At 68.0% G+C, this 22,752-nt stretch carries 16 protein-coding genes; 11 read left to right on the forward strand and 5 right to left on the reverse strand.

Going from position 1 to position 22,752, the window contains the following annotated elements:
* Positions 1-4: 4 nt before the first annotated feature.
* Entirely contained in the window at positions 5-619 is a 615-nt protein-coding gene (locus ACJH6I_RS25235) for a TetR/AcrR family transcriptional regulator (protein ID WP_346414305.1), read from the reverse strand.
* Between the two features lie 92 nt (positions 620-711).
* Here ACJH6I_RS25235 and ACJH6I_RS25240 point away from each other — a divergent pair, with 92 nt between their 5' ends.
* From ACJH6I_RS25240 to ACJH6I_RS25260, 5 genes are read left to right on the forward strand one after another with little or no spacing between them, the layout of a single operon-like run.
* Entirely contained in the window at positions 712-2,274 is a 1,563-nt protein-coding gene (locus ACJH6I_RS25240) for a carboxyl transferase domain-containing protein (RefSeq protein ID WP_346414306.1), read from the forward strand.
* 1 nt (position 2,275) lies between these two features.
* The gene (locus ACJH6I_RS25245) at positions 2,276-4,255 is read left to right on the forward strand and encodes a biotin carboxylase N-terminal domain-containing protein (RefSeq protein ID WP_406784727.1); all 1,980 of its coding nucleotides are present in this window, start codon (positions 2,276-2,278) and stop codon (positions 4,253-4,255) included.
* Positions 4,252-5,415 carry an acyl-CoA dehydrogenase family protein gene (locus tag ACJH6I_RS25250; protein WP_073696761.1) on the forward strand — a complete coding sequence of 388 codons (1,164 nt, stop codon included), beginning with the start codon at positions 4,252-4,254 and terminating at the stop codon, positions 5,413-5,415. The genes ACJH6I_RS25245 and ACJH6I_RS25250 overlap by 4 nt, the downstream gene beginning before the upstream one ends.
* On the forward strand, positions 5,412-5,903 hold the full coding sequence (locus ACJH6I_RS25255) for a MaoC family dehydratase (protein ID WP_073696760.1): 492 nt from the start codon (positions 5,412-5,414) through the stop codon (positions 5,901-5,903). The genes ACJH6I_RS25250 and ACJH6I_RS25255 overlap by 4 nt, the downstream gene beginning before the upstream one ends.
* Positions 5,900-6,706, forward strand: coding sequence for a CoA ester lyase (locus ACJH6I_RS25260; protein WP_073696759.1), 807 nt, complete (start codon positions 5,900-5,902; stop codon positions 6,704-6,706). Before ACJH6I_RS25255 ends, ACJH6I_RS25260 begins: the two co-directional genes overlap by 4 nt.
* A 3-nt stretch (positions 6,707-6,709) precedes the next feature.
* Here ACJH6I_RS25260 and ACJH6I_RS25265 read toward each other — a convergent pair whose 3' ends face one another.
* Positions 6,710-7,387 carry a LuxR C-terminal-related transcriptional regulator gene (locus tag ACJH6I_RS25265; protein WP_212812369.1) on the reverse strand — a complete coding sequence of 226 codons (678 nt, stop codon included), beginning with the start codon at positions 7,385-7,387 and terminating at the stop codon, positions 6,710-6,712.
* Positions 7,362-9,608, reverse strand: coding sequence for a sensor histidine kinase (locus ACJH6I_RS25270; RefSeq protein ID WP_406784728.1), 2,247 nt, complete (start codon positions 9,606-9,608; stop codon positions 7,362-7,364). The genes ACJH6I_RS25265 and ACJH6I_RS25270 overlap by 26 nt, the downstream gene beginning before the upstream one ends.
* Positions 9,609-10,094: 486 nt before the next feature.
* Here ACJH6I_RS25270 and pdhA point away from each other — a divergent pair, with 486 nt between their 5' ends.
* The 3 genes from pdhA to ACJH6I_RS25285 are packed head-to-tail and all read left to right on the forward strand — an operon-like array spanning position 10,095 to position 13,463.
* Positions 10,095-11,192, forward strand: coding sequence for a pyruvate dehydrogenase (acetyl-transferring) E1 component subunit alpha (gene pdhA / locus ACJH6I_RS25275; protein ID WP_406784729.1), 1,098 nt, complete (start codon positions 10,095-10,097; stop codon positions 11,190-11,192).
* A gap of 1 nt (position 11,193) precedes the next feature.
* A complete protein-coding gene (locus ACJH6I_RS25280; protein WP_406784730.1) occupies positions 11,194-12,249 on the forward strand; it encodes an alpha-ketoacid dehydrogenase subunit beta in 1,056 nt (351 codons plus the stop codon).
* On the forward strand, positions 12,246-13,463 hold the full coding sequence (locus ACJH6I_RS25285; protein ID WP_406784731.1) for a dihydrolipoamide acetyltransferase family protein: 1,218 nt from the start codon (positions 12,246-12,248) through the stop codon (positions 13,461-13,463). The genes ACJH6I_RS25280 and ACJH6I_RS25285 overlap by 4 nt, the downstream gene beginning before the upstream one ends.
* A 6-nt stretch (positions 13,464-13,469) precedes the next feature.
* Here the strand turns inward: ACJH6I_RS25285 and ACJH6I_RS25290 are convergent, their stop codons facing one another.
* The gene (locus ACJH6I_RS25290; protein ID WP_212812363.1) at positions 13,470-14,222 is read right to left on the reverse strand and encodes an enoyl-CoA hydratase; all 753 of its coding nucleotides are present in this window, start codon (positions 14,220-14,222) and stop codon (positions 13,470-13,472) included.
* A gap of 119 nt (positions 14,223-14,341) precedes the next feature.
* Between ACJH6I_RS25290 and ACJH6I_RS25295 the strand changes: the two genes are divergently transcribed.
* From ACJH6I_RS25295 to ACJH6I_RS25305, 3 genes are all read left to right on the forward strand, one after another.
* A complete protein-coding gene (locus ACJH6I_RS25295; protein WP_212812362.1) occupies positions 14,342-15,007 on the forward strand; it encodes an MspA family porin in 666 nt (221 codons plus the stop codon).
* 190 nt (positions 15,008-15,197) lie between these two features.
* Positions 15,198-19,631, forward strand: coding sequence for a DUF4157 domain-containing protein (locus tag ACJH6I_RS25300; protein WP_346414313.1), 4,434 nt, complete (start codon positions 15,198-15,200; stop codon positions 19,629-19,631).
* A gap of 28 nt (positions 19,632-19,659) precedes the next feature.
* Positions 19,660-20,106, forward strand: coding sequence for a hypothetical protein (locus ACJH6I_RS25305; protein ID WP_406775566.1), 447 nt, complete (start codon positions 19,660-19,662; stop codon positions 20,104-20,106).
* Here the strand turns inward: ACJH6I_RS25305 and ACJH6I_RS25310 are convergent.
* Positions 20,103-22,751 carry a hypothetical protein gene (locus tag ACJH6I_RS25310; protein WP_406775565.1) on the reverse strand — a complete coding sequence of 883 codons (2,649 nt, stop codon included), beginning with the start codon at positions 22,749-22,751 and terminating at the stop codon, positions 20,103-20,105. The genes ACJH6I_RS25305 and ACJH6I_RS25310 overlap by 4 nt on opposite strands.
* Between the last annotated feature and the right edge of the window lies 1 nt (position 22,752).

Raw genomic sequence — 22,752 nt, forward strand, 5'->3', positions numbered from 1 at the left:
GCGTTCAGCGGTGCGGGGCCAGTGCCGCGACGGTCATGGCGCGCAGCACGGCGCGCGAGGATTCCTCCTGCTTGCGGGCGCCGCCCGCGGTGACGCTGTGCGGCGTCGAGTTCAGGAGCCCGAATGCGGCGTGCGCCATGGTGCGGGCGTCGGCTTCGCTGCGTGACGGGTCGAGCCGGCGCAGGACGTCCACCCAGATTTCGACGTACTGGCGCTGTGAGCGGCGCACCTGCCGTTTGGCGGCGTCGGGGAGGTTGTTGAGGTCGCGGTCCTGGATCCGGATCAGGTCGGATTCGCCGAGCGCGAAGTCGAGGTGGAACTCGATGAGGCTGTTGAGGGCGTCGGCGGGGTCGTCGCATTCGGCGACCACGGCACGTCCGCCGGCGTGCAGCCGGGCGCTGACGCTGACCAGTAGCTCGACCAGTAGCGCTTCCTTGTTGGGGAAGTGCCGGTAGATCGCGGGCCCGCTGATGCCGGCCGCGGCGCCGATGTCCTCGAGGCGGACGGCCAGGAAGCCGCGTTCGGCGAAGAGTCGTTCGGCGGCGGCGACGAGTTGGCCGCGCCGGTCGGATTTGGCTCGGCTACGCGGTGTTTCGGCGTCTGACGCTGATGCCGTCATCGACACCTCCAACCCGGTCTGGACATCTCAGTTAATGAAGACTAACATCGCGTTCGGTTATTCGCCATTAACTCAAGTGAAATGGAGCGACGATGTCGCCGAGCGTTTCCCAACGGGTATCGCATCGCGAGCAGCACCTGGCGCTGGTGGCCGAGCTCAAGGACAAGCTGGCCACCGCTGCCCTCGGGGGATCGGAGCGCTCCCGCGAGCGTCACGTCGGTCGCGGCAAGCTGCTGCCGCGCGACCGTGTCAACGGACTCCTCGACCCGGGCAGTCCGTTCCTGGAGATCGCACCGCTGGCCGCGGGCGGCATGTACGACGACGAATGCCCGGGAGCGGGCATGATCGCCGGCATCGGCCGGGTGTCGGGCCGCGAATGCATGATCGTCGCCAACGACGCGACGGTGAAAGGTGGCACGTACTACCCGATCACGGTCAAGAAGCACCTGCGGGCGCAGGAGATCGCCAGCCAGAACCAGCTGCCGTGCATCTACCTGGTCGACTCCGGCGGCGCGTTCCTGCCGCGCCAGGACGAGGTGTTCCCCGACCGCGAACACTTCGGCCGCATCTTCTTCAACCAGGCCAACATGTCGGCGCGCGGTATCCCGCAGATCGCCGCGGTGCTCGGCTCCTGCACCGCCGGCGGCGCGTACGTCCCCGCGATGAGTGACGAGGCCGTCATCGTCCGCAACCAGGGCACCATCTTCCTGGGCGGCCCACCGCTGGTGAAAGCTGCTACCGGAGAGGTGGTTTCGGCCGAGGACCTCGGTGGCGGCGACCTGCACTCCAAGGTCTCCGGCGTCACCGACCACCTGGCACACGACGACCGCGACGCGCTGCGCATCGTGCGCCGCATCGCGTCGACGTTCGGGCCGCGCGCGCAGGCGCCGTGGGACGTCGCCCCGACGGTGGACGCGGTGTGCGACCAGACCGAGCTCTACGACGTCGTACCGATCGACTCCAAGGTGCCGTACGACGTGCACGAGGTGATCACCCGTATCGTCGATGGCGGCGAATTCACCGAATTCAAAGCCGAATACGGCACCACGCTGGTCACCGGCTTCGCGCGCATCCACGGCCACCCGGTGGGCATCATCGCCAACAACGGCGTGCTGTTCGGTGAATCCGCCCAGAAGGGCGCGCATTTCATCGAACTGTGTGACAAGCGGTCGGTGCCGCTGCTGTTCCTGCAGAACATCTCCGGCTTCATGGTGGGCCGCGACTACGAGGCCGGCGGCATCGCCAAGCACGGCGCCAAGATGGTCACCGCGGTGGCGTGTGCCCGGGTGCCGAAGCTGACCGTCGTCATCGGCGGCTCGTACGGCGCAGGCAACTACTCGATGTGCGGCCGCGCGTACTCGCCGCGGTTCCTGTGGATGTGGCCCAACGCCCGCATCTCGGTGATGGGCGGCGAGCAGGCCGCCTCGGTGCTGGCCACCGTGCGCGGTGAACTGACGCCGGAGGAGGAAGAGGCCATCAAGGCCCCGATCCGCCAGCAGTACGAAGATCAGGGCAACCCCTACTACTCGACGGCCCGGCTCTGGGACGACGGCGTCATCGACCCGGCTGACACCAGAACCGTGGTGGGACTGGCTCTTTCAGTTGTCGCGCAGGCTCCGCTCGAGCCTGTGTCCTACGGCGTATTCAGGATGTGACATGAAAACCTTCAATACGGTCCTGGTCGCCAATCGTGGCGAGATCGCGGTCCGCGTCATCCGGACGTTGCGGGCCATGGGGATCCGTTCGGTCGCGGTGTTCAGCGACGCCGACGCCGGGGCCCGGCATGTCCTCGAGGCCGACGTCGCGGTGAACATCGGGCCGGCCCCGGCCCGGCAGAGCTACCTCAGCATCGAGGCCATCGTGAACGCGGCGCGGCGCACCGGCGCACAGGCCGTGCACCCGGGCTACGGATTCCTTTCCGAGAACGCCGAATTCGCCGCCGCCCTGCACGACGCGGGCATCGTCTTCATCGGGCCGCCGGCCAAAGCCATCGGCACCATGGGCGACAAGATCACCGCCAAGGCAGCGGTGTCGGCGTTCGGAGTGCCGGTGGTTCCGGGCATCTCGCGTCCGGGTCTCACCGACGAGGAGCTCATCGCCGGCGCCCCCGAGGTGGGGTTCCCGGTTCTGGTGAAGCCGTCCGCCGGTGGTGGCGGCAAGGGCATGCGCGTCGTGCATGCGGCGGCCGAGTTGCCGGCCGCGCTGGCCTCGGCCCGTCGCGAGGCCGCCTCGGCATTCGGCGACGACACCCTGTTCATCGAACGATTCGTGTTGAACCCCAGGCACATCGAGGTGCAGGTCGTCGCGGACAGCCACGGCAATGTCGTGCATCTCGGTGAGCGTGAGTGCAGTCTGCAGCGCCGGCACCAGAAGGTCATCGAAGAGGCGCCGTCGCCCGTACTGGATGAGGCGACGAGGGCCCGCATCGGTGCGGCCGCGTGCGACACCGCCCGCAGCGTCGACTACCGCGGCGCCGGCACCGTCGAGTTCATCGTCTCCGCCGACCGTCCCGACGAGTTCTTCTTCATGGAGATGAACACCCGTCTTCAGGTGGAACACCCGGTGACAGAACTGGTCACGGGCATCGACCTCGTCGAACTGCAGGTGCGGGTGGCGGCCGGAGAGGCCCTGCCGATGGCGCAGGACGACATCACGCTGACAGGCCACGCCATCGAGGCCCGCGTGTACGCCGAAGACCCGGCGCACGACTTCCTGCCCACGGGTGGCACCGTGTTGGCACTGGCCGAGCCCGCCGAAGCGCGGGTGGATTCCGGTATCCGGGCCGGTTCGGTGATCGGCAGCGACTACGACCCGATGCTGTCGAAAATCATTGCCTACGGGCCGGATCGGGAGTCGGCGCGGCGTGGCCTGGACCGGGTGCTGGCCGATACCGCCGTGCTGGGTGTCGGTACCAACATCGACTTCCTGCGCTTCCTGCTGGCCGACGAGGACGTCATCGCCGGGCGCCTCGACACCGGACTGCTGGACCGCCGCACGGGCGACTACGTCGCCGCGCAGGCCTGCGACGACGAGTTCATCGCCGCAGCCGCGTACCGCTGGCTACACAGCTGGGCCGACGCCGGCGAGCTGTGGGCCACCCCGACGGGCTGGCGGGTCGGCGAGCACGCACCGACCACCATCCGGCTGCGGGCCGGCGACCGGACCGACCACGTCCACCTCACCGGTACTCCCGCAGCCGCCACGGCACGCATCGAAGACGGCGAACCCCGCAGCGTCACAGCATCGTTGGACGGTGACCGGCTGATCGTCACCGTCGACGGCCTACGCACCGAATACCTGACCGCCGTCGAGGACCACCGGCTGTGGCTGGCCGGAGCCGGCCGCACGACCGTCATCGAGGACGTGCGTGAGGCGCCCGTCCGGGCCGACGACGAACACATCGGCGACGCCGAGATCGTCAGTCCCATGCCCGGATCCGTCGTGGCCGTGGGCATAACGGACGGGTCGACGGTGAGTAGCGGTGACGTCGTCGTCACCGTCGAGGCCATGAAGATGGAACACGCGCTGTCGTCGCCGGTCGACGGCACCGTGGAATTACTTGTCGCCGTGGGCGATCAGGTCAAAGTGGGCCAGCCGCTGGCCCGGATTACCGCAGCAACCGAGGAGACCAAATGAGCGACTTCATTTCGACCGGCACCCTGCCGGACCACTATGCCGAACTGGCCAAGACGGTCCGGGAATTCGCGCAGACGGTCGTCGCGCCGGTGGCCGCGCAGCACGACAAGGACCACACCTTCCCGTACAAGGTCATCGACGGGATGGCCGAGATGGGCCTGTTCGGCCTGCCGTTCCCCGAGGAGTACGGCGGCATGGGCGGCGACTACTTCGCCCTCTGCCTGGCGCTGGAAGAACTCGGCAAGGTGGACCAGAGCGTCGCCATCACGCTGGAGGCCGGTGTCGGCCTGGGCGCGATGCCGGTGTACCGCTTCGGCACCGAGGCGCAGAAGCAGGAATGGCTGCCGCAGCTGGCCAGCGGAAAGGCCCTGGGCGCCTTCGGTTTGACCGAGGCCGGTGGCGGCAGTGACGCCGGTGCCACCAAGACCACCGCCAAGCTGGACGGCGACAGCTGGGTGATCAACGGCTCCAAGCAGTTCATCACCAACTCCGGCACCGACATCACGAAGCTGGTGACCGTCACGGCCGTGACCGGCGAACTGCCCGGTGGGCACAAGGAGATTTCGTCGATCCTGGTGCCGGTGCCGACGCCGGGCTTCACCGCCGAGCCCGCCTACGACAAGGTCGGCTGGAACGCCTCGGACACCCATCCGCTGAGCTTCGACGACGTGCGGGTGCCGGTCGAGAACCTGCTCGGCGAGCGCGGCCGCGGCTACGCCAACTTCCTGCGCATCCTCGACGAGGGCCGCATCGCGATCGCCGCGCTGTCCGTCGGTGTGGCGCAGGGCTGCGTCGACGAGTGCGTCAAGTACTCGAAGGAGCGGGAAGCGTTCGGCCGCAAGATCGGTGGCTACCAGGCCATCGCCTTCAAGATCGCCCGGATGGAGGCCCGCGCCCACGTGGCCCGCACCGCCTACTACGACGCCGCGGCGCTGATGCTGGCGGGCAAGCCGTTCAAGAAGGCAGCCTGCATCGCCAAGATGATCGCCAGCGAGGCCGCGATGGACAACGCCCGCGACGCCACCCAGGTGTTCGGTGGCTACGGCTTCATGAACGAGTACCCGGTCGCCCGGCACTACCGCGATTCGAAGATCCTCGAAATCGGTGAGGGCACAACTGAGGTTCAGCTCATGCTGATCGCGCGTGAGGCCGGGCTGTGACCGAGAAGCGGGTCATCGAGCAGCGCGGGCTCTGGTACGAGGAGTTCCAGCCGGGCGTCATCTACCAGCACCGGCCCGGCCGCACCATCACCGAGGCCGACAACGTCCTGTTCACCACGCTGACCATGAACACGCAGGCGCTGCACCTGGACGCCGCGTTCTCCGATGCGCTGCCGCCGTTCCATGCACGGCTGGTGAATTCGATGTTCACGCTGTCGACGCTCGTCGGCCTGTCGGTCGCCCAGCTGACCCAGGGCACGATCGTCGGCAACCTCGGTTTCTCCGACATCGCGTTCCCCAGGCCGCTCTTCCACGGTGACACGCTGTACGCCGAGTCCGAGGTGATCGAGAAGCGCGAGTCCAAGAGCCGGCCGGGGGAGGGCATCGTCACGTTCGCCCATACCGGTCGCAACCAGCACGGCGACATCGTCGCCACGGCGACACGCAAGACCATGGTCCGTAAGCGCCCCGCGGAGCAGCCGTCATGAGCTTGACCGCGCCGGGACCCGGCTGGCTGTTCTGCCCCGCGGACCGTCCTGAGCGGTTCCAAAAGGCCGCCGCCGCAGCAGATGTGGTGATCCTCGACCTGGAAGACGGCTGCGCCGCGAAGGACCGGCCGGCGGCTCGCCAGGCGCTCATCGACACCCCGCTGGACCCGGCGCGGACGGTGGTGCGTTTGAATCCGTCGGACACCGCCGATCACCCGCTCGATCTGGAGGCTTTGGCCAAGACGCCGTACACCACGGTGATGCTCGCCAAAACCGAGTCGGCCGAACAGGTTCGGGCGCTCGCGCCGCTCGACGTCGTGGTGCTGGTGGAGACGCCGCGCGGTGCGCTCGCCGTCACCGAGACCGCCCGCGTCGAGAACACCTACGCCGTCATGTGGGGCGCCGAGGACCTGTTCGCGGTGCTGGGCGGCACCGCGAACCGCCGGCCCGACGACAGCTACCGCGATGTGGCCAAGCACGTCCGGTCGCAATCGCTGTTGGCCGCCAAGGCTTTCGGCAAGCTCGCGCTGGACTCGGTGTACCTCGACATCAAGAACCTGGACGGCCTGCGGGCCGAGGTCGACGACGCCGTGGCCGTCGGTTTCGACGCCAAGGTGGCCATCCACCCGACACAGGTCGCGGTCATCCGGAACGGCTACGCGCCGACCGAGAAGGAGATCGCCTGGGCGCGTGCGGTACTCGATGCCGCGACGCGCGAGCGCGGCGTGTTCCAGTACGACGGTCTGATGGTCGACATGCCGGTGCTCCGCCGCGCCGAACGCATCGTCGCCCTGGCGCCGTAGGAGCTACAGGTCCTCGACGCTGAGGATGCCGTCTTGCACGGCACGGGCGACCAGTTGGGCCTTGGTGGCCGCCGGGCGCCCCGCGGCGGCGTACTTGGCGCGAACGCGTTGCAGGTGGGTCCGGACGGTGGTCGGCGCGAGGTGCAGGCGCTTGGCGACGATGTCCTTGCTCTCGGTCTGAAACCAGGCCTTGAGCACTTCACGTTCGCGCTTGGTGAGCCCGGGCCGGCCGGAGTCGGTGTCCGAGCAGATGGCCGCGGCCATGCGGGGACCGACGTACGGCTCGTGGGTGCTGGCCGCGCGGATGGCCTCGATGAGGTGGCCCTGGCCTTCGCTCTTGGCCAGATAGGTGACCACCCCGATGGCCAGGCAACGCAGGATCACCTCGGAGTTCTCGAGGTGCGAGTAGACGATCACCGCGTGTCCCGCGTCCACGATGGCGGCGACCGCATCGAAATCGGGCTGGCGACTGCGCAGTTCGAGATCCAGGATGACCGCGGCCAGCTGGTGGTCGGCCTTGGGGTAGACCGCCAGGAACGACTCGGCGTCGAGATGGTCGGATGCGACGCGGATGGGTGGGTCGGCCTGGGCGCACCATGCCGAGACGCCGGTGTGGATGACGTCGTGGTCATCGACAACGGCGATGGCCAGAGGCTCAGATGGGTTGGCCGGCGCGGACATGATCGGTCGGTCTTTCTGGGAGTGGGTGGCGCACGGTGATCCACACCGTGTCATCGAGGGTGGTCAGGTCGAATTCATCTTCGTCGTCGACACTGGATTTCGTCGGCAAATCGGCGTGCTCAGCCCGCTGACACATGACGCTGAGTTCGACTGCCGCCGTTTCGGCGGCGACGGTGATGCGGGCCGGCGAGGCGGCTGCGTGGAGAATTTGGTCGATGAGCCGGGCCAACCGCCGGGCAGTGGGGACATCCATGGCCGGCGGTGTGCCCTGGACGTCCACGGAAACGGCCAGGCCGCGATTCTGGGCGGCGTCGATGCGTGGGCGCAGTTCGCGAAGCAGTACGTGCTCGAAGCTCGAGGACTGGTCGAAAAGGGTACGCAGCCGCTGGTATTCGAGTTGTGCGCGGCGCCGTGTCTCGGCATCGACCGGTTCTCCGTCGGCAAGGGTCGACAGCAGCGGCTGGATGGTGGCGGCGAGGTCCGCGTAGCGGCGGTCGTATTCCTCCTGCACGGCGTCGGCGATGTGTGCTGCCGCAGTCAGGCGCATGTGACTTTCGGTCTCGGCGGAAGCGGCTGCGGCAGAACGCCGGATCATGTCGGCGACGACCAGAGCACACAGTTGGGCGACGAGGACACTCGCCGTGTCGTATCCGAGGTCGACGACGGTGTGGACCGACGGATTCCGAATGATCGCGTAGACGGCGGGGACGACCCAGCACCACACCAGGACACCAACGGCGTAGCGCAGCTGGACACTGAGCAGCAGCGGCAGCACACACCAGCCGATCGCGCCTTGTGCCCACTGCAGCCGGGGGTCGAGGTCTTTGATCGGCATCGAGATCGACTGCACCAGCGCAACAACGACGAGGATCATGATGCCGAAACGTGCCCGCGGATAGGCCCGGCCCATGACCCGGGGGATCGCGGACAGCGTCGCCGCCGTCGTCACGACGATGAGGGACCACTGCAGATACGGGTATGCCGCGAACTTCAGGGATGAGGGCACGGTCACCAGCAGGTTGGCCAGGCCGTAGGCAACCAGTGCCAGTCCGTAGCCCATGTGTGCCCGCTCGATGAGCCGCTCCGGGTCCGGCGCTGGGTCGGCACTGGCCGGTATTGATGTGGGCCAACGCAATTCGACCGTGGTGCCCTGCCCGGGCTGCGTGATGATCTCCGCGACACCGCCGAGCTGCTGCATGCGGGCGATGATCGAGTCTGCGATGCCGTGCCCCCGCGTCGGCCGGGTCAGATCGAATCCATGCCCGTCGTCGGCGATCTGGATCCGGCCGAGATGCACGGTGATGGTGACCGCCGTGGCGCCGGAATGCCGGTCGATGTTGGTCAGAGCTTCGCGCGCGGCGGCCGCGATGGTCGCCGCCGTCGCGCCGTCCACCCACATCGCGGTCACCCCGGCATAACTCACGGGCGTCGTGGTGTGGGTAGCGTGATCACGCAGGGCGGCAACGAGATCGGCCGGCGGCGCGGGCGTGTGCGATGTCTCGGTGAACACGCGGAGGTCGCGCTGTGCCTGGGCGGCGACGCGCTCGGGTGACAAGGCGGTGCCGGTACCCACCATCAGCAGGGTCGAGGCGACGGTGTCATGGAGCAGCCGCATCTGCTCGCGGTCGTAGTCGCGCACGGCGGCGTTGACCTTCTGGCGGAGCTCGACGGCCAGCCGCTCGGCGCGGGCGACGTCGACCCTTTCGGCCACGTGCACCGTCAAGAAGCGGATCAGCGTCGATGCCACCCACAACAATGCGAAGTAGTAGACGTTGACCCATTGGTCGCTGTCGTGGATACCGCCGGCCGACGCCGCGCCGGCGGCGAGCGCGGCAACGACGCCTGCGGTCATCGCCGTGTTCAGCAGCGGTTCGAACACCGTGAAGCTCGCGATGGCCGTGCCGGCGATCGCGATCGGCGCGCAGGTCGACGGGCACGCCAGGTCGTCGGCAGCCGCGACAGGCAGGACCAGGCAGGCGGCGAGCGTGACGGCGTAGTCGATCGCGAGAATGCGGGGCGTTGCGGAGCGGGTCAGCAACCGGTACAGCGACCAGGCGCCGGCCAGACCGGCGAACGCGACGCCGGCCAGGCTGATGCGCGGCGCCGAGACCAGCACCACGACGTAGACCACCAACGCCCCGCCGTGCCGCATGAACAGGCTGACCCGCATCGCGTGCTGGAGGAAGTTGCGGCGTGCCGCGCCTGTGCCGGTGTCAAACATGATGGGACTGCCGCACGTGTGCGGTCAGGGTGCGGGCGCGGCCGACGCTCGGGCGACGTTGGGGCCGGCGCGGTTCGGACGTCTCATCGGTTTCTCGCTTCTGGCACTGCCACGTTGATGATGCGATGGTTGTAGCACGCGGCAACGACAGACTCCGGGCCGATTCGCGTGTCACCAGCGCAAATAACAACGAATTCATACGTTCGGGCTACAAGTTGGCCGTATTGCCGCCGGCCCGCACCGGCCCGACCGGCCACTGCGACACGTCTTCAGTCTGTTACCTGCGATAACCGCGGCCGGATGGCCTTCGGGCGCATAATGGCGGTGATGCCCCAGCACTGCGGCGAGCAGAGCGGATCATCCGACTGGTGCCACACCCCGGCATCGGCCGGCGACCCTCACCACCTGAGGGGTTGCCCTGGTCGCCACCGCGCTGAGCTTCTCGCGGACTGACGGCCGAACATGCCGTCACCGAAAGGAGGCGGTATGGCTGACGTGACGGTCCCTGGCCTGGACAACCGAGTGGACCTCGAGCCCGTGCAACTCGTCGCGCCCGACGGCGCGCCCACCTCCGACGCGCGATATCGCCGCGACCTGCCGCCCGAGACGCTGGGCTGGCTGTACGAAGAGATGGTCGTCACCCGCGACCTCGACGTCGAATTCGTCAACTTGCAGCGCCAGGGCGAACTGGCGCTGTTCGCCTCGTGCCGCGGTCAGGAAGCCGCGCAGGTGGGTGCGGCGGCGTGTCTGCGCAAGACCGACTGGCTGTTCCCGCAGTACCGGGAACTCGGAGCCCTGCTGGTCCGCGGCATCACCCCGGCCCAGATCAGCGCGGTGTGGCGGGGCCGCTGGCACGGCGGCCTGGGCTTCACCGAAAAACACTGCGCGCCACTGTCGATCGACATCGGCTCGCACGGTCTGCACGCGGTCGGCGCGGCGATGGCGGCGCAGCGGCTCGGTGAGGACTCGGTGACGGTGGCGTTCATCGGCGACGGCGGCACCTCCGAAGGCGACATGCACGAAGCACTCAACTTCGCGGCCGTCACGTCGGCGCCCTGCGTGTTCTTCGTGCAGAACAACCAGTGGGCCATCTCGGTGCCGGTGCACCGGCAGCAGGCGGGACCGTCGATCGCGCACCGCGCCATCGGCTACGGCATGCCCGGCATCCGGGTCGACGGCAACGACGTGCTGGCCTGCTACGCGGTGATGTCCGAGGCGGCGCAGCGTGCCCGCGCGGGCGACGGGCCGACGCTGATCGAGGCCGTCACGTACCGGATGGGGCCGCACACCACCTCCGATGATCCGACCCGCTACCGCGACCCCGACGAGCTGAAGCACTGGGAGGCACGCGATCCCATCACGCGCTACCGGACGTACCTGGAGCGGGTCGGGGTGTGGACGCCCCGGCTGCACCAGCACGTCGAGAACCGCTCCCGGCGGCTGCGCGCCGAACTGCGCGAGGCGGTGCTGACGGCACCGGACTTCGACGTCGCGGACCTGTTCGACAACGTCTACGCCGACATCACACCCGAGCTGGCCCGGCAGCGCGACGCGTTGCTGGCCGAATTGGATTGGGAGGGTTGACATGACGCAGCTCATCGAGCGGCCGTCGTGGTCCGGTGACGCCGAGCCCGACGAGCCGGGGCGGCCGGCGGGGGAAATCGCCACGATCACCACATTGTCGATGGTGCAGGCCATCAACCGCGCGCTCCGTGACGCCATGGCCGCTGACGATCGCGTGCTGGTGTTCGGTGAGGACGTTGCACAGTTGGGTGGGGTGTTCCGCGTCACCGACGGGCTGCACGAAACCTTCGGCGAAACAAGGTGTTTCGACACGCCGCTGGCGGAGTCCGCCATCGTCGGCATCGCGATCGGCATGGCGATCCGGGGCCTGGTGCCGGTACCGGAGATCCAGTTCGACGGGTTCGCGGCCCCGGCGTTCGACCAGATCGTCAGCCACCTTGCGAAGTACCGGATGCGTACCCATGGCGATGTCGACATGCCGGTGACCATCCGCATCCCGTCGTTCGGCGGTATCGGTGCGGTGGAACACCATTCGGAGTCGACCGAGTCGTACTGGCTGCACACCGCCGGGCTGAAGGTCGTCATCCCGTCGACGCCGTCGGACGCCTACTGGCTGCTGCGCGAGGCCATCTCGTCCCGCGACCCGGTGATCTTCCTGGAGCCCAAACGCCGGTACTGGACCAAGGGTGAGCTGGACACCAGTCGGCCGGCGCCACCCATCGGGCAGGCCGCGGTGCGGCGCACCGGGCGCGACGTCACCGTCATCACCTACGGTTCGCTCGTCGACACCGCATTGGCCGCAGCGGATCTCGCCGACGGCCATGACCTGGAGGTCATCGACCTGCGGTCGCTGAACCCGCTCGACTTCGACACCATCGCGGCATCGATCCGCAAGACCGGACGCGCGGTGATCATGCACGAGGGGCCGCGCACCCTGGGGTTCGGCGCCGAACTGGCTGCCCGGATCTCCGAAGAACTCTTCTATGACCTGGAGGCACCCGTGTTGCGCGCCACCGGATTCGACACGCCGTATCCGCCGGCCCGGCTGGAGAAACTGTGGCTGCCCGGTGTCGACCGGCTGCTGGACTGCGTGCACAAGGCGATGAGCCAGCCATGACCGCGACACACGACTTCCTGGTCCCCGACCTGGGTGAGGGATTGGAAGACGCCACCATCACGTCGTGGGCCGTGGCGGTGGGGGACACCGTCGAACTCAATCAGGTGTTGTGCACCGTCGAGACCAACAAGGCGGCGGTGGAGATCCCCAGCCCGTACGCCGGCGTGGTGACCGAACTCGGTGGGGCCGAAGGGCAGACGCTCGCGGTGGGCGCCGTGCTGGTCCGCATCGCCACCGACGCGCCGGCGGCCGCAGAGCCCGCCGAGCCGAAAGCCGAGCAGCCGAAAACCGAAGTGCCGAAGGCCGAGGAGCCGAAAGCTACTTCGCCACAACGCAAACCCGTGCTCGTGGGCTACGGCGCGGACGCCGATCTCGATACCACCCGCCGCCGGCCCCGGGCCAAGCCGCGGGTGCGCAAGCTGGCGGCCGACCTGAACGTCGACCTGACCGGGGTGGCGCCGTCGGGCCCGAACGGCATCGTCACGCGCCAGGACGTGCTGGCCTCGGCGCACCAGACCGGCGACACCGACTTCGTTCCCGTCAGCGGCGTGCAGGCCGAGATGGCGCGCCGGATGGCGATGTCACGCAAGGAGATACCGGACGCGCACGCATCGGTTCAGGTCGACTGCACCGAGTTGCTGCGGGTTCGCGACACCCTGGCCGGTGCCGATGCCACCGTCACACCGTTCGTGCTGACGCTGCGGCTGCTGACCATCGCGCTGCGGCACCACCGCGAGTTCAACGCCACCTGGGTGCCGGCCGAACACGGCGCGAGCGTGCACCTTCACGAGTCGGTGCACCTCGGCATCGGTGTTGCGACATCGCGTGGGCTGCTGGTGCCGGTGGTCCGGGACGCCGAGCGACTCTCCACCCGCGACCTGGCCTGGGCGGTGGACGGACTGATCCGTTCCGCTCGCGACGGCACGCTGAAACCCGTTGAACTGCATGGCTCGACGTTCACCGTGTCGAACTTCGGCGCGCTGGGTCTGGACGAAGGCGTCCCCGTCATCAACTATCCGGAGGCGGCGATCCTCGGCATGGGGACACTCAAACCGCGGGCCGTCGTGCGCGACGGCGAGGTGGTGGCGCGACCGACCATGACGCTCACGTGCGCCTTCGACCATCGGATCGCCGACGGCGCCGGGGCGGCCGCCTTGCTCGGCGAATTGCGGGCGCTCATCGAGGCGCCCGAACTCGCGCTCCTCGACGCCTAGAGCTGATCAGCGCTGCTTGGCGGCAGCCAGGCGGGCGGCGAATTCCGGTGACTCGATCGACGCCGCCTGCGGGACGATCTCGATGTCGACCGCCTTCGCGTGCTGCTCGTGGTCCAGGACGCCGGGATGGTCCGTCGCGCGCATCGAGGCCTTGGTCGCCAGCACCACCTCACGCGGCGCCGCCGCCGGACCGGCGGCCAACGCCAACGCCGCGGCGACGGGATCGTCGGCGACCTCGAGCGCCAGGCCGTGCCGCAATGCGGCGTCGGCGTCGAACTTCATGCCGAACAACAGCGCCGCCCGCGCCGCCTGCGGACCGATGGCCCGCTGCAGCATCCAGGTCGCGCCGCCGCCCGGGTGAATCCCGAGCTTCTGGAACCGTGGGTCGAAGACCGCCCCGGGCCCGGCGATCCGGACATCGGCGGCGAGCGCGAGGTTGAGCCCGGCACCGACGGCCGGGCCGTTCACCGCGGCGATGGTCGGCAGCGTGCAGTCGGCCACCGCGAGGAAGCCGTCGTAGATGACCCGCAGGCCGTTGACCGTCGCGGCGCCGAGCGCGGTCAGGTCGGCGCCGGCGCAGAACGCCTTCCCGGCGCCGGTCACGACCACGGCGTGCACGCCATGGTCGGCCTCAGCGGCGTTGATCGCGGCCCGCAGGCCGGCGGACATCTCCGCGGTCACCGCATTGCGGCGGTCGGGATCGTTGACCGTGATGAGCGCGACGCGGTCGATGACCTGCGTCAGTACGAGATCGGACACCGCCTCAGCCTATGGCTTGTGTTTCGACTCACGTGAGTCAAAACCTTTACCCACGGCTGTATCTGCGAAACAACTGTGTGATTCCTTTGGCTATGCAGGTTGAGAGGCGTACGGAGTTCATGTTGAAGCGTTTTGCTGTGGTTGCTGCTGTGGGCATGGTGCTCCCGTTCGGGGCAGCGACCGCTGCGTACGCCGACCCTGCGCCTGTCGGTGACGAGGGCCCGCCGCCGGACACCGGTGTGGTGGCGTCGGAAGAACCGGCGACGGTCACGACGCCCGACGGCTGGGTGCTCACCGTCGTTGCCAAGAACGAGACCGAACTGCCCGTCGCACCGCTCACCACCGCGGTCAGCTCGCGTGAATACCTGGTGGGCGGCACATTCACCGGGACCGTGACCGGCAAGGGCAAGACCACCCTCAACGGTGGCACGCTGGAGGCCGGCTACCAGATCGGTTGCGGTATCGAGCTGGGCCAGGTGCGTCTGGTCGGGTCGATCGGTATCGCCACCTCCGGGTCGACGCTGGCCGGCCTGCTGCCCACCGGCGTGAGCGTCCCGATGTCGGGCACCGTGGAGATCCACCCGAAGCCGGGCACCGTGACCCAGGTGCCGGTCGACAAGAAGTCCTTCAAGTCGGCGCCGGTGCGCATCACGCTCAAGGACACCCACGTCAAGGTCGACGGTTGCGTCGGTCAGTCGTTCCTGCGGTCGTACGCGGTGCTGACCAGCTCCACCTCGGACACCGACGACATCGTCGCCTACTACGGCGTCACGAAGTCCGTCTGAGCCACCGCCTAAACGGCATTCGAGCAATGGGGTTCTCGAAATTGCCCTGCAGGAATGCCGTTTCGGCGTCTGGGTGCCGACGATGTGCGTCCGCGGCGAACAATTGGCCCGATATCGGCTCGTAGAGCAGCGAATTCGGGGATAATTTTCCCGAGGTACCGTCTGGGACGGACCAGAGCTGGGGGCCCGTATGGGTGAGCTGACGATGGCCGCGCCGGCGCCGGCGCACCAGCATCAATCAAAGGCGCCAGCGATCCCGCGGCGGCTGCTGTCCGAACCAGGTGACCCCGCCGAACGCCGCGCCACAGCGCGGGCAGCCGATGCACAGGGATGTGCGTCTGATCGTGCCGGCGCGCCTGGTTCGGGCGTTCCGCGGCCCCGGTTGCATCCGTACCTACCGGCGGGCACCCCGACCGCGATCGCTGCTCGCGCGGGTTACGGCCGGCCGCTGGCGGCGGAACAGGCGACCCACCTTGGTCAGGTCCTCGATGCCGACTTTCGCCATGTCCGTATCCACACCGACGACCACGCCGCGGAGTTGGCATCGTCGGTGCGGGCACACGCGTTCACCATCGGCAGTCACATCTTTTTCGGCAGCGGCGAGTACCGGCCCGACACCGTGTCCGGCGCGCGGTTGCTCAATCACGAGCTGGCACACGTCGCGGACGCCATGCCAGGACCGGCCCGGGTGTTCCGTGACGTCATCGTCGATATCGGCGAGCCGACGATCGTCGGTCAACCCGACCCCAATGCCGCCACGAAACCGGAGGACCTGCCGTGGGAGCGGCTCCAGGTGATCGCGACCGGGATGGACGACGCCGCGAAGGCGTTGGCGGCGTTTGCCGGGACCAAGACTCCGTGGGTCTACGTCGGTCTGCATCCGAAGTTCGTGAAGGTCTACGGGACCAACGGCTCGTCTTTGGGGCCGAAGGTGCCGGTGAAGCCTGACGTCAAGGTCACCTTCTACCCGGGCGTGTACGAGCTCGCGGCTGACGGTTCGCTGACGGCGCTGCAGGTTCGCGGCGACGACTACGACCATATTCGGCATGAGATGGATGCAGAGGGCCATGAGGTCCGAAGCGTCATCGGGCAGCGGCAGCTGACTGCGGAGGAACAGAAGAAGGCGCTCGAGGAACGGCAGAAGGCCGCCGACCAGACCGATCCGAAGAGCGCCCCCGCCGCGCCCGCACCCCCCGCCAAAGTGGAGAACGTCGACCTGTTGGGGATGCTGTCTGCGCCGGACCAGGTGCGCGACATGATCGCGAAGGTGCCCGGGGCGCGCGTGATCTATTTCGTGCCGAAGTATCTGGTCACGGGTGGTAGCGGCAAGGGCACCGGTACGGTGCCGTCGGTGTACCGCAGCCCGATCGAAGGTCGCGGCGACGGCAAGGCGCCGAACGCGCCGCCGTGGCCGGTCACCGTCGAAGGACCGAAGTTGGTGACCGTCGACTCGGACCCGACCTTCACTGCCAAGGTGCAGTGGTCCGCCAACGGCAATTACAGCTTCGCCTCCCAGGTCATCACACAGGTCGGCAACGATATTCGGTACCGGTGGGAGAAGTTCGACATCACCGAGTACGCCAAGGCGCAAATCAAGAAAGATCCGTCGCACGCCGCCGCCGACGCCAATGCCGCGCCGGAGAAGACCCTCAACGAGCGCATCGATGAATTCACCCATGCCAAGGCCGGCGCCGGCACCGACGTCACCGGGATGGGCGGTGCCAACCGGGAATTCAGCCGCGAGTTCGAGGACTGGTGGAAGGACACCAAGCGGGCCAACAAGCGACTGGGCGCTTCCGGCGGCTCGACGGTCGCTGAGCGGCTCAACAGCGACGTCGCCAACCTGACCACCATCTCATTGGCTCCGGTGTCCCTGCTGGTCACGGCGCTGGGCGCATCGCTGAAATGGCTGGCCGAATTGTTCGGTCAACCCACCGAACAACAAGAGGTGCCGCTGAAGGAAAAAGGCATCTTCCTCATCAGAACCATCGCGACGCCGGCGATCCGCGAGGACAGCGAGGGCAAGGAAGTCATCAGGCCGCCGGCCGTCGCCGGGCACGTCGTCGAGGTCACCGACATGACCACCGCGCTCAACGAGGCGCTGGACGAACCCGCGGCGCAACTTGCCGAACTGCAGGCCCAGATCGACATCGCCCGGAAAGAGGGCAACCAGTCGAAGCTCGAATACCTCGAAAGCCTCATGCAGAAGGCGAAGATGAACCTGACCGGTTCGCCGCTGGACGTGCTGACCGCTCGGCGCAAGGCCAAGAACGACGAACTGGAGAAGTTCCGTCACGACTACCCCTCGCTGTCGGATTACACGTTGAGCCACGACGTCGAGACGCTCGACCGGCTGATCAGCTTGTACAACCGCTACGAGGACAAGCGCACCGCCGGGGCCAGCACCGCCCTGCCGCCGTCGGTCCGGGTCAACGCCGCACTGATCTCCGAGGTCAGCGGCCAGCAGTACCCACTCCTGCTGGCCGCCGGACCGATGCCCAAGGACGGCGACGACTACCGCTGGCTGATCAACGACGTGACCAACATCGACGGCGCGGGCGCGTACGAAGGTCGCGGCGCCACCCCCAGCAAGGCCTTCCAGGCCGCGCTGGACAAATTCGGGGGGAAGGCGTCCTACGGACGCGGCAGCATCGCGGTTCGCACTGCCGGCCTCGGCTTGGAAGCTGACGCGCCGCCCACGATGAACGCCGAGAGCGCACCGGTGGACTGGGCGGTGGCAGAGAAGCGCATCGACGACCTGGTGACAGTGCTGGCCGCGATCGGGCTCGTCGTGGCTTCGGCCGGCACCGCGGCAGCGTTGATCGGCGCGGCCGCCGCGGCAGCACGGCTCATTCAGAAATGGGAAGCCGGCAAGCTGTATTTGGACGCCTCGACCGTCAGCGACGTCCTCGGGCTGCTGGGCGGTATGGGTGCTGCGGGGCAGCTGGTGGCTGGATTCCGGGTGGCCAAGTTCGGTCGTGCCTTCACCATCTTGGAGGAAGCCGGCGCGACCGAGTCAAAGCTGGCAGAAGCTGCCAAGGCGGTCGAGGGCGCCGAGTCGCTGGTCAAGGGCGCCGAGTTGGCCAACAAGGTCATCGGCGGCGCGGGCGTCATCTGGGGCGACGTGACCTTCATCGACCAGATGATGACCATCAGCGCGCAGGAGGAATCCGGCGCGATGACGCACGCCGAAGCGCGGCGGCAGCGCGCGTCCGCGATCTCGTCGGCGGTACAGAACAACGGCATGTTCATTGCCGGCGAGGCGATCGGGGCCCGGGCCAAAGCCAAGGCCAACGACGCGGCGGCGGCCAAAAGCGGCACGCCCGCACCCGCACACTCCGAAACCGAATCGGGTGGCGCCCCGAAGCCGGGCGAGAGCCGGTCCACCGGCACCCCCGACCGCGGCGCGGGCGTCCTCGACATCAAACCGCCGGTGCCGGAATCCGACCCGAACGCCGGCCACGAAGCGCCCAAACCGTCGGAGCCCGAGAAGCGGGCCGGTCCCGACGAGAAGGACAAATCCGACACCAAACCCACCGACCCGGCCGCCACCACCAAGCCGATCGGCGAGCGGCGAGCTACCACCCAGGAGCTGCGGGAGGCGCTGCCGCACGACCTACGCGACCTGATGGTCATCGACCCGACCCTCGAGGGCGATTTCGTGCAGGCCGACTGGGATCCCGATCCGGACACGGGGCTGGTCACCAACATCCGGCTGCGGGTGAGCCCGGATGCGTTGCCGTCGACGGTGCGGATGCACGCCGACACCCTGCGCACGATGCAGAAGTACCAGGGGTTCTCCGGACGGGTTCGGTTGGCGCTCAAGTGGATTGCCGATCTGATCGGTAAGAAGACGTTGGACCCGACCAACAAGCCGCTGTTCGACGCCCAGCTGGAAGTGCAGAAGCTGAACAAGCTGATCGCCGACCACATGAACGCGATGAAGGCGATGGAGCCCCACGCGCGCACCGACGCGGAGGCCAAACTCGACAGCCTGGAGCAACAGCTGGCCGAGCACCAGGGCGCGCTGGACATCGGCGACCTGACGCCAAGCAGCGGCGTGGCGCAGCGCGATGTGGCCCCGCGCAACCGCAAGAAGTACAACGAGCTGCTGACGGAACTGCGCAAACACGAGGCGGGCAGCGACGAACACAAGCGAATCCGTCGGGAGATGTACGAGCTCACCGGCGGAACCAAGCCACTTGCAGTGTGGGAGGCCATCTACTACAGCAACGTCGACAAGGCCAATAAAGCCAACAAGATCGTGGAAGCCGAGCGGGTTCGGGGGAAGTGGGCCGAAAGCGAGAAAACGATCAACGACCTACCGGATGACCTGGGTACCCGGCGGGTTGATCTGTTCAACCCGCCAAAGGAGGGCGCCGAGGTCAAGGCCTACGAAGGCGGAACCGTCTACGCGAGTGAGGACATCATCGCCGAAGTCGCCGCGGACCGGCACCTGGTCAAACGCCGGCGGTGGTCGATGACGTGGATTTTCATCGATTGCGAGCCGAGCGGTCCGCTGAAGAAGATGCTCGGCGACGCCGGGATCACGATCGAACTGCGCGGCCCGCACTCTTCGGGGGCGAAACTGCTGAATCGCATCCCGCCGCCGGTCACCCGCTGACCGACAGGGCGGTGCGACAATCGTTGGTGTGAACCTGGCGCCGTTCCGCATGCATTCGCGTGATGAATTCCAGACCTGGCTGGCCATGGATCTGGAGGTGCGCGACGAGCTCTACGCGATGGTGGGCGAAGAACTCGACGTGGACGTCCCGTCGCTGGACCGGCTGGAAGCCTTCCTGCTGCAGCGCTATCCGTCAGCCGACGCGATCATGACGCTCGATCAGCGCCCTGTCGCCGACGCGGCGGCCCGTCACGTCGGCCTGGTGCTGTTGCTTAACGTCGACGACGCGGTCTGGGACATCGATCTCGACCATCCCGACAACGTCTATTACCGGCTGCCCATCATCGTCTTCCGCGGCGGCGAACAGGAATGCCCGTTGCTCATGGTGTTGGCGTGCCTGCAACGGCGCACCGGCGAAGAGCTGCGCCTCGTGGTCGAGAACTACCAGGAGGACTACAACGTCGACGGTGACTAGGGCACGCACCGCTCATGCTGGTACGGGAAAGGGTACGGCTGCAGTGCCGGTCCGATCCCACCGGAATTGAGGACGTCACTGACGTAGCGCAGCCGCGTCCCGCCGGTCGAGGCTCCCGTCTCGGTGACCCGGACACCGCAGCGAAAGCCACCGGTGAGACTGAGCCCCCGCACACTGAGCCACGGACCGACCTGGCCGAAGATGCGTACCGCGTCGACCGGGGTGGCGGCGAACTGCGCGACGTCGGTGCTGCCACCGATCCGCACCAGTGACGCGCTGTTGTCGTGGAGGGTGAGCCGGTTGACGCTGCCGACGTAGATCGCGTGCCGGGACCGGTTCCAGTAGAACGGAATGACGCATCGGACGACATTGCGGCTGATGGTCACCTCACCGGCGTTGATGGTGCCGCCGTCGGCGGAGCCGAGTCCGATGTGGATGCCCTCGATCGCGCCTGCGACCAGATTGTCATGGACGCGCACCAGGTCAGCGGTGGCACCCGCCACGACGATGCCCTGGGCCATGGCCCGAGACTGTCGGGAGATGCCGGCGAAGAACCGGCTGTTGGCCACCGACAGTGCCAACGAGTCGGGAGCCTGGATCGCCCGGCGGACGAATTTGTTCAGGCCCTGACTCGGGGTGAGCCTGTTCAGGGCTTTCGCGCCGATCAGGGTACTGAACTGCTCGGCGATGTGATGGAGCTGCGGCGGGCCGGACATCGAGAAGCTCGCTCCGTTGGGCAGCCGAACGATCCGAGCGGCTCGGACGTCGGCACCCGCGGGACCCGCGGCCGCGGGCGGCCGCTCGGCTTCCGCGGCCGGCATTTGGACCTTCGCGCTGATGTACCGGCCGAGTTCGCGGGCCAACAGCGGGAGCAGTACGTCGGTGCGGCGGTCGGGGGCGGGCGCGATCCGAAGCTCATTGCCGTCGACGGTGGTCTCGTCGCTGGAGACGACGAGAATGCCGATCTGCTGGTCGCCCACATGCAGTCGGTTGTCGGTGAAATGGTTCCGGCGATTGTCCCGCTTGTCCGAAGGGGCGGTATAGATCGCGGACTGGGTCCGACGCACGTTGTCCGGACAGACCAGTTCGCAGTCGCGCACGGTGACATCGGTGCACCCGAGGAAGGCCAACGTGCCGAATAATCGCGGCCCGCCGATCCGCCCGGCGGTATTGGCGCCGGTGCCGGCCTCGGCGCGGATGCGCTCGACGGTGACGTCCGTGCAGTCCATGAACTGGAGCACCGATTCGTGTCCGCGGATGGAGATAACGGTGGCAGGGCCGACGCCCGTCACCACGATGCGATGTTTGTCGCTGATGGTCACCGGCTCGTCCAGCACGTAGCGGCCGGCGGCCAGGCACAATTCACCGCCGTCATCGGGCAGCGTGTCGGCAGCGGCTTGCAGGTCGTCGCCAGGAAAGGCGGTCACCGTGCAGGTGCACGCCTGGGTGACGGTGAGCGGGTTGAAGGTCGGCCGGCAGTCGGAGATCACCGTTTTGGTCGACAGATCGACGACCGCCAGTGGCGTGATGTGGTGCACGGTGCCATCGGGCGCCGCGTCAGTCAGCGTTTCCACTGCGTCAGCAGCGCTGCCCCGGATCCGCGCCGCCCACCAGTCGCCGGCCAGATACTGGCCCCGCCGGGCGGTGAACGCGACGCCCACGTCGCCACCGTGCCATGTGGCCGATACCTGGCCGGCTGCGCCGACAACCTGGCCGTCCCACCTGCGCAGGCACAACCCCGAGGGGGCGCCGACGACAGTGGTGGGGGCCGACAGCGTCACCACGTCCCCTGCGGTGCCCGGGTTGACCGCGACGGCGGTGAACAGCGGCCCGTTGTCTTTGCGGTCCAGACGCCTGACCAGCGTGCTGACCTCGACCAGATCATTGGGCACAAAGGTGATCGACGGCGACGGCATCAGCGTCGCCGTTGTGCCCGCGACAACGGCAGAGACGGCGGCCGAACCGTTCTCGTAGGACCATGCGAAGCGCGCCGTGGACTCTGAGCCCGAGTCGAGCACTTCGACGCGCAACAGACCGTCGGGCAATTTGCCGCGCGGATCGTCGGGCGGTGCACACGGATCGGCCGGCACTGCGGGCGCGGTGCGCACGACATCGAGGCGGCCGGTGCTGAGCGCCGCCGGGAGCACCGCTGTTGCGCCGGCACACGTGGACGCGGGTGAGGGTGTGACGCGCACCCGCCACGCGACCCTGGTGCGCGTCGTCGTGTCGACCCCGTCCATCGCCGGGTCGACGAGTTCGCCCGGATCCTCGGCAGGCTGCAGTTCCTGCACGACGGCATCCAGATACACCGCCGCGACGCCGGCTTGAGGCAGGGCGGGGATCGCTTCCTGCGCGGTGTAGGCGATGGGTGCCGGGTTCACGGCGCGCAGCCCGCCGATCCACATCGACCCGGTGCCGATCTGCAGGCCGCCGCCCGCGTCGAATGTGATCTCGAAGGCGGTGCTGCCCTCGGCGACACCGGCTTCACCGATGACGGCGGCGGCCAGGTCGGCGCGTTCCCGTTCGGCGGCGTCGATGTTGAGATTCCAGTCGCCGTCCAGGAGTACCCGGCCCTGCTGCATTTTCGTCGCAAGCCACTGTGGTCCGTTGGGACGCAGGGGCACCGAGGTGTAGTCGCCGCTCACG

Origin of the sequence: Mycobacterium sp. SMC-13, from assembly GCF_045311035.1 — a bacterium.
GTDB lineage: Bacteria > Actinomycetota > Actinomycetes > Mycobacteriales > Mycobacteriaceae > Mycobacterium.

What these genes read in the sequence shown, in the direction of transcription:
- ACJH6I_RS25235 (WP_346414305.1), bottom strand. Translation starts at nt 619, where the DNA reads ATGACGGCATCAGCGTCAGACGCCGAAACACCGCGTAGCCGAGCCAAA.
- ACJH6I_RS25240 (WP_346414306.1), top strand. Translation starts at nt 712, where the DNA reads ATGTCGCCGAGCGTTTCCCAACGGGTATCGCATCGCGAGCAGCACCTG.
- ACJH6I_RS25245 (WP_406784727.1), top strand. Translation starts at nt 2,276, where the DNA reads ATGAAAACCTTCAATACGGTCCTGGTCGCCAATCGTGGCGAGATCGCG.
- ACJH6I_RS25250 (WP_073696761.1), top strand. Translation starts at nt 4,252, where the DNA reads ATGAGCGACTTCATTTCGACCGGCACCCTGCCGGACCACTATGCCGAA.
- ACJH6I_RS25260 (WP_073696759.1), top strand. Translation starts at nt 5,900, where the DNA reads ATGAGCTTGACCGCGCCGGGACCCGGCTGGCTGTTCTGCCCCGCGGAC.
- ACJH6I_RS25265 (WP_212812369.1), bottom strand. Translation starts at nt 7,387, where the DNA reads ATGTCCGCGCCGGCCAACCCATCTGAGCCTCTGGCCATCGCCGTTGTC.
- ACJH6I_RS25270 (WP_406784728.1), bottom strand. Translation starts at nt 9,608, where the DNA reads ATGTTTGACACCGGCACAGGCGCGGCACGCCGCAACTTCCTCCAGCAC.
- pdhA (WP_406784729.1), top strand. Translation starts at nt 10,095, where the DNA reads ATGGCTGACGTGACGGTCCCTGGCCTGGACAACCGAGTGGACCTCGAG.
- ACJH6I_RS25280 (WP_406784730.1), top strand. Translation starts at nt 11,194, where the DNA reads ATGACGCAGCTCATCGAGCGGCCGTCGTGGTCCGGTGACGCCGAGCCC.
- ACJH6I_RS25285 (WP_406784731.1), top strand. Translation starts at nt 12,246, where the DNA reads ATGACCGCGACACACGACTTCCTGGTCCCCGACCTGGGTGAGGGATTG.
- ACJH6I_RS25295 (WP_212812362.1), top strand. Translation starts at nt 14,342, where the DNA reads ATGTTGAAGCGTTTTGCTGTGGTTGCTGCTGTGGGCATGGTGCTCCCG.
- ACJH6I_RS25300 (WP_346414313.1), top strand. Translation starts at nt 15,198, where the DNA reads ATGGGTGAGCTGACGATGGCCGCGCCGGCGCCGGCGCACCAGCATCAA.